At 40.7% G+C, this 12,809-nt stretch carries 8 protein-coding genes and 1 tRNA gene; 7 read left to right on the top strand and 2 right to left on the bottom strand.

Features of this window, described 5'->3' with window-relative positions:
- The first annotated feature begins 6 nt into the window (after nt 1-6).
- Entirely contained in the window at nt 7-318 is a 312-nt protein-coding gene (locus tag NRE15_RS05035) for a hypothetical protein (RefSeq protein ID WP_313794507.1), read from the top strand.
- A gap of 77 nt (nt 319-395) precedes the next feature.
- Here NRE15_RS05035 and NRE15_RS05030 read toward each other — a convergent pair.
- Nucleotides 396-468 (bottom strand) — tRNA-Lys (locus NRE15_RS05030).
- A 325-nt stretch (nt 469-793) separates the two neighbouring features.
- Here NRE15_RS05030 and NRE15_RS05025 point away from each other — a divergent pair.
- The 5 genes from NRE15_RS05025 to NRE15_RS05005 all read left to right on the top strand — a co-directional run bounded on the left by NRE15_RS05025 (nt 794) and on the right by NRE15_RS05005 (nt 9,586).
- A complete protein-coding gene (locus NRE15_RS05025; RefSeq protein WP_313794506.1) occupies nt 794-1,672 on the top strand; it encodes a DMT family transporter in 879 nt (292 codons plus the stop codon).
- 1,472 nt (nt 1,673-3,144) lie between these two features.
- A complete protein-coding gene (locus NRE15_RS05020) occupies nt 3,145-4,392 on the top strand; it encodes a sugar ABC transporter substrate-binding protein (protein ID WP_313794505.1) in 1,248 nt (415 codons plus the stop codon).
- Between the two features lie 70 nt (nt 4,393-4,462).
- On the top strand, nt 4,463-5,347 hold the full coding sequence (locus tag NRE15_RS05015) for a carbohydrate ABC transporter permease (protein WP_313794504.1): 885 nt from the start codon (nt 4,463-4,465) through the stop codon (nt 5,345-5,347).
- 17 nt (nt 5,348-5,364) lie between these two features.
- Nucleotides 5,365-6,186, top strand: a complete 822-nt coding sequence (locus NRE15_RS05010) for a carbohydrate ABC transporter permease (protein ID WP_313794503.1) — start codon at nt 5,365-5,367, stop codon at nt 6,184-6,186.
- 19 nt (nt 6,187-6,205) lie between these two features.
- The gene (locus NRE15_RS05005) at nt 6,206-9,586 is read left to right on the top strand and encodes a GH36-type glycosyl hydrolase domain-containing protein (RefSeq protein ID WP_313794502.1); all 3,381 of its coding nucleotides are present in this window, start codon (nt 6,206-6,208) and stop codon (nt 9,584-9,586) included.
- Between the two features lie 984 nt (nt 9,587-10,570).
- Here the strand turns inward: NRE15_RS05005 and NRE15_RS05000 are convergent.
- Entirely contained in the window at nt 10,571-11,569 is a 999-nt protein-coding gene (locus NRE15_RS05000) for an MBL fold metallo-hydrolase (protein WP_313794501.1), read from the bottom strand.
- Nucleotides 11,570-11,749: 180 nt separating this feature from the next.
- Between NRE15_RS05000 and NRE15_RS04995 the strand changes: the two genes are divergently transcribed.
- The gene (locus NRE15_RS04995) at nt 11,750-12,808 is read left to right on the top strand and encodes a DUF871 domain-containing protein (protein ID WP_313794500.1); all 1,059 of its coding nucleotides are present in this window, start codon (nt 11,750-11,752) and stop codon (nt 12,806-12,808) included.
- The last annotated feature ends 1 nt before the right edge of the window (nt 12,809 follow it).

The raw sequence follows: 12,809 nt of genomic DNA, 5'->3' as shown, positions 1-12,809 counted from the left end.
GGCGGTATGGATTTGCCAATGGGTAGAAAATATTGGGAAAAAAGTAATCAATGGGTAACGGAAGTTATCATTTCAAACGATGCGCCTGGTTGGGCGAAGGAAGAATTTGCCGTGTATCGCGATCAATTGACCTATGATGGGCTTTTCGAACGGTACTTCGACATTGTGTGCGAACGGTATAGAGCTAAGTTTGGTGAAGATTCGCTTGATCGAGCGCTTGACATTGACCCGTTGCATCAAAGCGTGTTTGATGTGATTGAGGCGATTGATGATTTGCAACAGGCGATGGATAGTGGTGAACCAATTGATCTGAGATGATAGGTTGATTTTGTTAGGTACAAGTATTAAAAATAAAAAAGGATACACCAAAGTGTATCCTAAATAAATATTTACAATAGAGGCATAGGGGCTCGAACCCTAGACCCACTGATTAAGAGTCAGTTGCTCTACCAACTGAGCTATACCTCCAAAAGTCAATGTATATATTCTACTCCTGTTGAGCTGAAAAAACAAGGATTTGTTTAAAAAAAATGCCGGACGTCGATTTTAGTCGAGTGCCGCCAAATGAGTCGCGGTTTGGCGGAGGGAGTGGTGGTGCACGCCAAATGAGTCGCGGTTTGGCTGGGGGATTGATAGTGCTCGCCAAATGAAGTGCGGTTTGGCTGTAAAATCGGTGGTAGCTATGGTGCACGCCAACGTTGCAAGTTTTCAAATAGTTTACAATAGACACATCTTGTTACAAGCACAAATAATGTTAACGCAGAGATATTTATTGAAGAGAAGGGGTGGTTAGGTGTCGAACAAAATCAGTAAAGTGGCTTTATTTGTGGTGGCGGTCATTTGGGGATTGGGGTACGTGGCAACGGCGGTGGCGCTGGTAACCTTGACGCCATACCAAATCTTGGCCGTGCGTTTCACATTGGCGTTTGTCCTTCTCCTGATATTCCAAGGATCAAAATTACGCCAACTCAACAGACGGTCGTTTTTACGTGGCAGCCTGATTGGAATTTTTTTATTTTTAGGTTTCGTCTTTCAAACCGTCGGCCTGCAATATACGACGCCATCGAAAAACGCCTTCTTGAGTGCAGTCAATATAGTGATAGTGCCATTTCTGAGCTGGCTCATCCTCAAACACAAAATCCCGCGCAACGCCATAATCGGCTCATTGGTCGCACTTTCGGGCGTGGCCATTTTAACCCTAAACCAATCCTTAAACCAAATAAATATCGGTGATATACTTACTTTGTTGGGTGCTTTGTTTTTCGCCTTGCAAATTTTCACGACGGATACCTATGCTAAAACGGAATCAGCTTGGGTGATTATGATTTTGCAGACGGGAGTAGCCTCAGTTTTGAGTTGGATTGTAGTCTTGATTAATGGAGAATGGCGGATGCCGTTGACCTGGGAATCAGGGTTAGCAGTTGGCTATTTGGGAATATTTTCTACCCTGGTGGCATATGGCTTGCAGACTTGGGCGCAAAAAAGAACTTCAGGTACCGAAACAGTGGTCATCCTGTCAACCGAAGCTTTTTTTGGCATGCTTGCCTCAGTCATTTTGCTGCATGAACCAGTAACTCTTGAGTTGCTGTTAGGCGGTGGCTTGATTTTTCTAGGCGTTTTAATTACCGATTTGAAACCACCGAGAAGGTTTCATATGAAACGAAGAAATTAAGGCTGGAAATGATTGTGTCATAGTGCTAGGTTATTGGTGTTAAAGTTAAACTAAAGCAGATTAACTTCAGGGTTCTCAGAAGTACAAGTGATTTATTAGCACTTTAACTTCTGGGGCATCAGAAGTAGAAGTGATTGACTAACGCTTTAACTTCTAGCACCTCAGAAGTACAAGTGAATTGTTAACACTTTAACTTCTAACTCATCAGAAGTACAAGTGAATGACAAACACTTTAACTTCTAGCGCATCAGAAGTCCAAGTGAATGACAAACACTTTAACTTCTAACTCATCAGAAGTACAAGTGATTGACAAACGCTTTAACTTCTAGCCCCTCAGAAGTGCAAGTGATTGACTAACGCATTAACTTCTGCCGCCTCAGAAGTGCAAGTGGATGACAAACGCTTTAACTTCTAGCCCCTCAGAAGTACAAGTGAATGACAAACACTTTAACTTCTAACTCATCAGAAGTACAAGTGATCTACAAACGCTTTAACTTCTAGCACCTCAGAAGTGCAAGTGAATGACAAACACTTTAACTTCTAGCACTTCAGAAGTACAAGTGAATGACAAACACTTTAACTTCTAGCCCCTCAGAAGTGCAAGTGATCTACAAACACTTTAACTTCTAGCGCCTCAGAAGTGCAAGTGATTGACTAACGCATTAACTTCTAGCCCCTCAGAAGTGCAAGTGAATGACAAACACTTTAACTTCTATCACCACAGAAGTCCAAGTGAATGACTAACGCATTAACTTCTAACTCATCAGAAGTGCAAGTGATGTAGTAGTACTTTAACTTCTGGGGCATCAGAAGTTAAAGTGATTGACTAACGCTTTAACTTCTAACTCATCAGAAGTGCAAGTGATCTACAAACACTTTAACTTCTATCACTTCAGAAGTACAAGTGCATCTCATCATACTTAGTCTAGGTTAAACACCGTCCCCACTGGGTTTCCGTATGTGGGAAGTGAAGAACCGTCATTTCTCACTTACGTGGGCGCACACATATTGGAGCAGTTGTTGTGAGCGTGATGGGGAGCGCACACATATTCGGGCAGTTGTTGTGTGCGTGAGCTTAAGCGGGAAATGTGTGACCATAAATAAACTACAAATTAGGCTAATCGGTCATCAAATGCTTGATTTCGTGACTGAATAAAGCTAATCGGTCATCAAATGCCTGATTTCGTGACTGAATAAAGCTAATCGATCATTAAACACCTGAATTCGTAACCGAAGAGCCATATTTGTAGCCAGTTTAGTCGTCGCACACATCCGGCTTACCCCAAACCCACCCCACATCAACACAAACCTCCTAACAATCAATGACACAATATACATCCACAATCACTCCCAAATCTTAATAAAAAATAAATTAATTTCACAATATAAAATAGTTGCAATCTAATCTGTAAACGCTTATAATGCATTTTAGTGAAACGTTTCGAATAAAGAAAAATAAAGGAGAGATTTTCGTGAAGTTTCTGAAAAAAATGGTAAAAGCAACCATCGTGGGTGCTGTTGGTTTACTTAGCTTCAATGCAGTTGCCGGCTCAGCACAAGCTCTAGTTCAAGTTCAAGCGCAAGAAGAATTAAATGTTTGGATTATGGGGGATGGTAACGAACAAACGCAAGAGATATTTGATAACTTTACAGCTGAAACAGGTATTAATATTAACTTACAAAGTATTCCTTGGTCGGCAGCACATGACCGTTTACTAACGGCGGTTGCATCTGGTCAAGGTCCCGATGTGATTCAAATGGGATCAACTTTTATGGCAGAATTTGTGGATGCAGGGGCTTTGTTAGATATTACGGATTATGTCACTAACTCTGAAACCTTAGCTCCAGAAAACTTCTTTGAAGGTAATGTAAATACCACTGTTTTTGAAGATCGTTACTATGGTGTGCCTTGGTATACTGAAACACGTGCCCTATATTACCGTACCGATTTATTAGAATCAGTGGGTTATCCAGAAGGACCTTCAAATTGGGATGAATTATATGATGCAGCCGTTAAATTATCTGAACGTGGTGATAATATGTATGGTTTCAGCATTGAATTACCTGAACAAAGTTATGGCTTTATGTTTGCGCGTCAAAATGGCTCACCTTTAATTGAAGATGGAAAAGCTTATGTTAATCAACCAGAATTTGTTGAAGCCATCCAATATTTATATAGCTTTGTAGAAGCAGGAGCGGCAGCAAATATGGACTTAGGTTTAGATACAGCCCAAACTTTTGGCGGTGACGGAATCGTGCCAATGTTCATTAGTGGACCTTGGATGATTAACATCATCAAAGAAAATGCGCCAGATATTGAAGGTAAATGGGCAGTTAGAACCTTACCAGAAGGACCTGTTAACAATATTTCAAACACGGGTGGCGCAAACTTAGCGGTTTGGAATGGCTCTGAAAATGTGGATGCGGCGGTTCAATTAATTGAATATATGGTAACGCCAGAAAACTTAATTACTTTCTACAATAATTCTAGTTCATTACCTGCACGGGTGGATGCATGGGAAGATAATGTATTACAAGAAGAACATATCGCAGCTTTTGGTGAACAACTCGAAAACTCTGAACATATGCCGTTAATCGTTCAATGGGATGCCGTTGCACAAGCTTACTTGTCAGCCTATGAACAAATTATGGTAGGTGGGGCAGATATTCAATCAACACTCGATCAATTGAATGACCAAATTGAAAGCCTTATTCAATAAGCATTAGTTTTTAACAAGGGCAACTGGACGGCTGTTCGGTTGCCATTTGTTTTTTAAAAGGAGAAGCGTAATGAAACATAAATTTGCACCTTATTTATTTATTGCACCTGCATTTATTTTATTGATTATGTTTTCGTTAATACCCATCATCGTCTCGCTGGTCATTAGTTTTACGGATATGAATTTAGCTGGCTTAGCCGATTACTCGCGGATAAACTTTATAGGGACAGAAAATTATAACAATATTATTAATGACCCTGTTTTTCTAACATCCATCAAAAATACGCTCTACTACGCCATTATTGGGGTTCCTTTAGTATTAATTCTGTCCTTAGCTTTAGCGATATTTATTAATATGGGGAATAATCGTTACTTTTCGTTTATGCGCTTAGTCTTTTATTCGCCGTCCATTACGAATATTGTTGCGGTGGCGGTTGTTTGGTCCTTTATTTTTAACCCCAACCAAAGCATTGGCCTGCTCAATCAACTGCTGAGTTATGTGGGGATTGGGCCGATTGGCTGGCTGACGGATCCCAGTGTTTCAAAATTATCGCTCATTATTTTGGCGGTTTGGAAGGGAATTGGGATTAACATGCTGATTTTTTCAGCCGCTTTACAAAATATCCCTGATTCTATGTATGAAGCCGCTGAATTGGATGGGGCATCAAAATGGCAACAAATTCGCTACATTACGATTCCACAACTGAAATTTTCGACCTTCTTTGTGTTGGTAACAACCATTATTGGTTGGCTACAATTTTTCGAAGAGCCATTTATTATGACAGATGGTGGTCCATTGAATTCAACCATTAGTGTGTCATTATTTATTTATCGTAATGGTTTCCAATTAAATCGTTTTGGCTATGCCGCAGCGGGTTCACTCCTACTGTTCGTCGTTATTATTGCAGCGACGATTATACAAATGCGCATTCAAAATAAATCGCGTCAAGAATAAGAAAGGGAGGTTTGTAAATGTTACACGTGAGTCGAAATACAAAAATTGTGATAGGTATTGTGTTAGCTTTTTGGGGAATACTAACCTTCTTTCCTTTTGTTTGGATGATTTCTGCTTCATTTAAAACCAATGCTGAAATTACAACGCAAGGTCTGTCAATTATTCCGAATGAACCAACCTGGAACAATTATAAAGAGTTGTTTGAACGGTTGAATTTTGATGTCTATTTAAAAAATACGATTATTGTTACCGTAATGAGCTTTGCCGGTTTAATCATCAATTCGATGGCTGGCTTTGGCTTTGCCCGTTATGAATTTAAAGGCAAAAATGTGATGTTTATTGCTGTGTTAGCCACCATGATGATACCGAGTCAAGTCACGATGATTCCTGTCTATTTATTATTAACGAAAATGGGTTTAACGAATAGTTACTTAGGGATTGTTCTACCGGGATTAAGTTCCGCTTTTTCGATCTTTTTATTCCGACAATTCTTTGAAAATATCTCTGAGGAGCTGTTTGAAGCTGCCCGTTTGGATGGGGCATCAGAATGGTATGTTTTCTTTAAAATAGCCTTGCCTTTATCCCGTTCTATCATGGCTGTACAGGCGTTATTGACGTTTATTGGAGGTTGGAACTCCTTCTTATGGCCATTAATTATCGCCAACGATCAACGTTTCTATACCTTATCGGTTGGGTTACAATTGCTACAAGGCCAACATGGAACCAATTATGCTTTACAAATGGCAGGTGCGACCTTCATGATCATCCCAATTTTATTTTTATTTATTGTGTTCCAAAAATATATTTTATCTGGATTCGATGTGAGTGGTGGAAAATAACGCAGAAAGTGGGGGTATTATGCAAAATAAATATCATATGAATGAAAAAGTGACATTAAGCAATCCAACGATGGAAGTGCAATTTAAAGCCAGCGGGGAATTGTTTCATATAATGAGTGGTCAATCCATGATTAATCAAGTGGAGACGACGAATTTAGATGGTTCTTTAAACCAAATTTATCTACGTATTTGGGAAGATGGAAGCGTTAAGTCGGCCTACCCTTTGATGGGCTTGGCTTCGCATAGTGAATTTGCGGTAAGTGACCAACAAGTGACATGGCATGGCCAAGTTGAGGGCATCACTTACGACCTTTATTTCCAATTAAGTCCACAACTGAGTGCCTGGTATTGGACAATAAATATCGCTGCTTCAAAAGATGTTACGGTAGATTTTTTATATGGACAAGATATTGGTCTAGCAGCTAAAGGTGCGATTCAATCCAATGAAGCTTACGTTTCACAATACATTGATCACAAAGCCATCAACGGTCCACATGGTTATGTTGTATGCTCCCGTCAAAATCAACCTCAACACGGGCATGCCTTTCCTTATTTGCAACAAGGGAGTTTCCATCCAGTGGGTTCCTACTCTACGGATGGTTTCCAATTTTTCGGTACGGAATATAAATTTACTAATGAAGCTAAAGTCTTAAAAGCAACTGCCTTAGCTAATGAAGTCTTGCAATATGAATTTGCCTATACGGGTCTTTTGGTTGAACCCATCACCTTAAAGGCTAAGGAAACTGAAACCGTTGTTTTCTATAATTATTTTGAGGCAAGCCATGAAGCAGCTATCACGCAATTGGAATTCTTAGACATTATTGAGGCCGATTTTGCCTCGATTAAAGTAGCTGAAAACTTTCATGTTATGCCAACGATTAAGGCTAAAGGTAATGCCGGCGAATTATTAATTGGCGAGCCCCTAACGGCTGCTGAATTAAAGGCATGGTATCCAAGCCAAACATTAATTGAAAAAGATGGCCAGGATCAAGTCTTGTCATTTTTTACCGATGAACATGCCCATGTTGTTTTGCAAGCCAAAGAAGCTTTGATGCAACGCCAACATGGCCAGATTTTGTTTTCGAAAACTGAAGTCACCGTTGATAAGCCGGTTATTTCAACGACGGCTTGGATGGACGGGATCTTTAATTCACAAGTGGTGATTGGGAACACGTCCATGAATAAATGGATTACGAATACACGCAACCCTCTCAATATCCTGAAAGCTTCGGGGCAACGGATTTATATCCAGTTAGACGAGCAGTGGTATTTATTAGCGATGCCATCTGTCTTTGAAATAGGCAATCATTATGTGAAGTGGTTATATAAAATTGCTGATGATGTCATTGAGGTGTTGACGTATACGTTGGCGGACAGCAATAGCATTCAGTTAGTGCTTAAAAGTCAGGCCAATAAAGCCTATCCATTTTTAGTGACGCAACAAGTCATTATGAACGAAGCGGAAAATCGGTCGGGCTATGACTATGAAGTAGACGGGCAATTAATTTGGTTTAAGGCGGTTGAACCTGCCATTATTCATCACGTCTTGCCAGCCTTAAGTTTTTATTTGGAGATATCTTCGCAAGGGGCTTTTTTTGTCACGGATGAATCGGAGTTATTGGATGGTTTAAGTGAGACGGGGCAAGAAGCAGAGGTATTTACTTTGAGGTTGGAGGAAACTGCTAGATTTGAACTGACGATTCAAGGGACGTTGGATGGTGCGGATTATGTGCCGGTTCAGACGACTTTTGAGGCTACTCAGCTTGCGTTTAAGGACTACTTTGGCGATTTAACGCGTCATTTGACCTTTGATTTTGGCTCTGAAAACCAAACCCTTACAAATAAATATAACAGCATAACATATTGGTACACGCACAATATGCTGGTGCATTATTTGGTGCCGCATGGCTTGGAGCAGTATGGTGGGGCGGCTTGGGGGACACGCGATGTGTCGCAAGGGCCGGTGGAGTTTTTCTTGGCGACGCAACATTTTGACGTGGTCAAGGATATTGTGTTGAAATTGTACACGCATCAGTTTGTTGAGGATGGCAATTGGCCGCAGTGGTTTATGTTTGACCAATATGCGGCGATTCAGGCAGGTGAGAGTCATGGAGATATTATTGTGTGGCCTTTAAAAGTGGTGGCGGAATATTTGAAGGCTACCGACGATGTGTCGATTTTGGAGGTTGAGTTGCCTTATATGTCGCATGCCTCCAAGGCTTACACTGAAGAAAAAGAGACCTTGTTGCAACATATTCAAAAACAAATAGCGTATATTACCAGTCATTTTCTGGAAGGGACTTATTTGTCTTCGTATGGAGATGGTGATTGGGATGATACGTTGCAGCCGTATAATGAGCGGTTGAAATCGCATATGGCCAGTTCTTGGACGGTTGAGTTGACTTATCAGGCATTGATGATGTTTGCTGATGCGCTTGATGGTCATAATAGTGAGACAGCGGAGCTTGTTTATGAGTTAGCTGCGGCGATTCGTTCAGATATTAATAAATATATCTTAGCGGATGATGTGGTTCCTGGTTTTGTTTATCAAACGGAGTCAGGTGAATTTACTTATATGATTCATCCAAGTGATGAAAATTCAGATATTGATTACCGCTTGTTGCCGATGATTCAGGGGATGACCAGTGAGTTGTTCTCGAAGGATCAAGCGGAAGCGCATTTTAATATTATTGAAGAACATTTGTTGTTTACTGATGGGGCGCATTTAATGAACCAGCCGGCAACTTATAAGGGTGGGGTAAGTACCAATTATAAACGTGCTGAACAAGCGTCCACTTTTGGTCGTGAAATTGGCTTGCAGTATGTGCATGCCCATATTCGTTTTGTTGAAGCGATGGCTAAGATGGGTAAGAATGAATTGAGCTTTGAAGGTTTAGAGACGATTAACCCAATTTTGATTCAAGAAAAAGTGCCTAATGCTTTAACGCGGCAAAGTAATGCTTACTTTAGTAGTTCTGATGCCCAGTTTAATGATCGCTATATTGCACAAGAAAACTTTAAACGCTTGAAAAATGGCGAAGTTCCCGTGATGGGCGGTTGGCGGATTTATTCAAGTGGTCCAGGAATTTATTTGAATCAATTAATCAGCAATGTGCTAGGTATTCGAATCGTAGGGCAAGGTTTAGTCTTGGATCCAGTCTTGTCTGGTGATAGGGATGGACTGAAAATCCAGTTTGCTTATGGCGACGTGCCGGTTCAATTTGCTTTTCATGCGGTCGAAGGTGGGTTAGCTGTGACAGTGAACGATGCGGATGTTGTTGTGGAAACGTTGGAAAACCCTTATCGTGCCGGTGGATTATACTTGAGTAAAGAAGTGTTAGATAGTGTGTTAGTTGCTGATGGGGAAAATCGTATGGATATCTACTTCCCGCAGTATTAGTGTGTTTTGTAAGTAAGTAATTGAGAAAGCTGGATTTGTGTAACTTTAAGGGGAAGGCTAGTATCGTCTTAGCGTTCATTCTGTGGTATATGGGTCTGTGCTATAGGCGAGGGATGGATTGGCTTATTATATGTTCGGCTTTTTTGTTTAACCTTTAAGTTCGAAATGTTTCTATGCATCATTTTAAATAACAGGCGGAAGTGAGTTTCGATTCACTTCCGCCTGTTTTGTTTTTTTACTTCCTATCAAAAAACTAATTATCGGAGTAAGAAAGTTAGCTCGAAATGGCAAACGAACTATAAAAATGTAGTTCGTTTCCTCAACGACCTACAAAAATGTAGTTCGTTTTACCAACGAACTATAAAAATGTAGTTCGTTTCTTCAACGACCTATAAAAATGTAGTTCGTTTCCTCAACGAACTGTAAAAATGTAGTTCGTTTTACCGACGACCTATAAAAATGTAGTTCGTTTCCCTAACGAACTATAAAAATGTAGTTCGTTTCCCTAACGACCTATAAAAATGTAGTTCGTTTCCCTAACGACCTATAAAAATGTAGTTCGTTTTACTAACGACCTACAAAAATGTAGTTCGTTTTACCAACGACCTATAAAAATGTAGTTCGTTTTACCGACGAACTATAAAAATGTAGTTCGTTTTCTCAACGACCTATAAAAATGTAGTTCGTTTTACTAACGAACTATAAAAATGTAGTTCGTTTTACTAACGACCTACAAAAATGTAGTTCGTTCAACCAACGAACTATAAAAATGTAGTTCGTTCACCCGACGACCTATAAAAATGTAGTTCGTTTTACCAACGACCTATAAAAATGTAGTTCGTTTTCTCAACGACCTATAAAAATGTAGTTCGTTTTACTAACGACCTATAAAAATGTAGTTCGTTCACCCGACGAACTACAAAATAGCATCCGAAAAGTCTGTAAAGTAAAGCAGAGGTTAGTAATGAGAAATCCTTCTAGCCCCTAGACCGCTTCAATTACTCCATTCAACAACCTAAACCGGTAGACGTTGTCTTCCATTTTCATTTCAACGTGTTTTGAATGTCTTAAGTAGTCCAGATGGGCCATTGTTTCGCCTAAGGCAAAGACTCTTTGTGCAGGGGGAAAGTTTTGCCAGCTATCAATTTTGATGCGCCATGAGATTTGGCTAGAAATATCCTCGACGGTATACCAGGCGTCAACTTCCATCGATTGTAAAATTTCTTGGAGTCGCAGCAAGTGATGGTGAATGATTTCATCGATACGTTCATTCGGGTTATCGATGATTTTCCGATGGGTGGCGAACATCCGTGCTAAATTTAATTTTCGCAAATCGCGCAAGGTCTCAATATAGGTTCCTAGGATATTAGGGTATTGATCGCCCCAGTATGTAATATTAGGTGAAATCGGATCTAGGACGGTATCGGCTGAAAAGATAAAATGGTGATTTGCTTCATATAAACCAATATGACCAGGTGTATGCCCTTTGAGGTCTAAGACGTTGAATTGATAATCGCCAACCACAAAATCATCGCCAGGATCTAGCGGGATGAAATCAACGGGGCGGTTTAATTTATAATTATGCGCCGGATTATCTTCTCTACTCGTCGCGGTCCCTTTATCGCTATAGGCCGCTTGTAACGCATAAATGTGTTTCCAATAGGCATCGCCCGTCATGGCATTCATCAAATTACCATCCACACTACCAGCATAAACAGGGCAACCAGCATCCGCAAACAGATGAGCCAAGCCGGTATGGTCGGAGTGCAAATGCGTTAAGACTAACTCACAATCAGCCACTTCCAAATCCAACGCACTCAAACCTGCTAATAATTGCGCTTGCGTTTCAGGTAAATTATAGCCGGTATCAAACACAATATTACGACCGCCAGCCTTAATCACATAGATATTTAATTGCTTCAAAGCGGTTTGAGGCAAATCAACATTGAACCGATAAATATTTTTCGCTACTTCAGTAATCATCAAGACAACCCAACTTTCTTTTTTAATATGACTATCATAACATTATCTAGAAATTAAAGTAAATATCACTGCTTCATGAAATAATATTCCAAAATTCAAAATATTTTAAATATTTACTTGAAATAAAATTCCAAAAGGTATATAATGAATTTAAAGATAGCGATTACAAGGAGGGATGACGTGTTTGGGTTTTCCATGTATCTCAATGAAGACTTGTCGAGCGAGCAACAAGCCTATATGGAGAAGCTGCAACAGATAGGTTTTGCAGAGATATTTACTTCGATTCATATTCCGGAAGATGCGACGGGGCCGATGGAACGGCGACTAAAGGCATTGGGGCAGTTTGCTCAGGCAAAAGGCATGAACTTGACGGTGGATTTATCGGCTGATGCCTTGGCACGGTTGCGGCTGTCGTTTGACGATTTAGAGCCGTTACTGGCGTGGGGCGTGACGGGCTTGCGGATGGATTATGGGGTTTCGAATGCGACCATTGCCCAGGTGAGTCACACGATGCAGGTGGCGCTTAATGCCAGTACGTTGTCAGCCCAAGATATAGCGGAGCTTCAGCAGTATCAGGCGAATTTTGCGGCCATTGAAGCATGGCACAACTATTATCCCAGACCAGAAACGGGCTTGGATGAGCGGTATTTTATCGAAAAGAATCAGTGGTTAAAAGAGCAGGGTTTAAAGGTGATGGCTTTTGTGCCGGGGGACGAAGCGTTGCGTGGGCCGATCTTTGAAGGCTTGCCGACCTTAGAATCGCATCGTCATGTTTCACCTTTTGTGGCTGCAATTGATTTAGAAAATAATTATCAGATGGATAAAATTTTCATTGCTGATCCTGGGCTTAATAAAACGACCTGCCAGCAATTTCAAGCGTATATCAATGAGCAAGTGCTATTGCTGCATGCGCGACCTATGACAGAAGATGCTCAACGCATTGCTAGGCGTCACACTAACCGACCGGATGCAGCACGCGATGTCATTCGGAGTATGGAAGCAAGAGGGCAATCACACGGTTCCATTCCGCCACTTAATACGGTTGAACGCCCACGAGGGGCCATTACCATCGACAACGATAACTATTTACGTTACAAAGGCGAAGTACAAATCACTAAAGTAAATATCGCTGCGGATCCACGGGTGAACGTGGTTGGACAAGTGATTGACGCAGACCTTGGCTTACTCGACAACTGTCGGTCGAATCAAGTATTTGAAATAATTTGGGAGGAAGTGTGAG

This window comes from Fundicoccus culcitae, from assembly GCF_024661895.1.
Taxonomy (GTDB): domain Bacteria; phylum Bacillota; class Bacilli; order Lactobacillales; family Aerococcaceae; genus Fundicoccus_A; species Fundicoccus_A culcitae.
The sequence above is the reverse complement of the archived record's forward strand: the minus strand, read 5'-3'. Positions and strand labels throughout refer to the sequence as shown.

Excerpts from the sequence above, each read along its gene's own strand:
- NRE15_RS05035 (WP_313794507.1), top strand. The coding sequence starts at position 7 with ATGGATTTGCCAATGGGTAGAAAATATTGGGAAAAAAGTAATCAATGG.
- NRE15_RS05015 (WP_313794504.1), top strand. The coding sequence starts at position 4,463 with ATGAAACATAAATTTGCACCTTATTTATTTATTGCACCTGCATTTATT.
- NRE15_RS05010 (WP_313794503.1), top strand. The coding sequence starts at position 5,365 with ATGTTACACGTGAGTCGAAATACAAAAATTGTGATAGGTATTGTGTTA.
- NRE15_RS05005 (WP_313794502.1), top strand. The coding sequence starts at position 6,206 with ATGCAAAATAAATATCATATGAATGAAAAAGTGACATTAAGCAATCCA.
- NRE15_RS05000 (WP_313794501.1), bottom strand. The coding sequence starts at position 11,569 with ATGATTACTGAAGTAGCGAAAAATATTTATCGGTTCAATGTTGATTTG.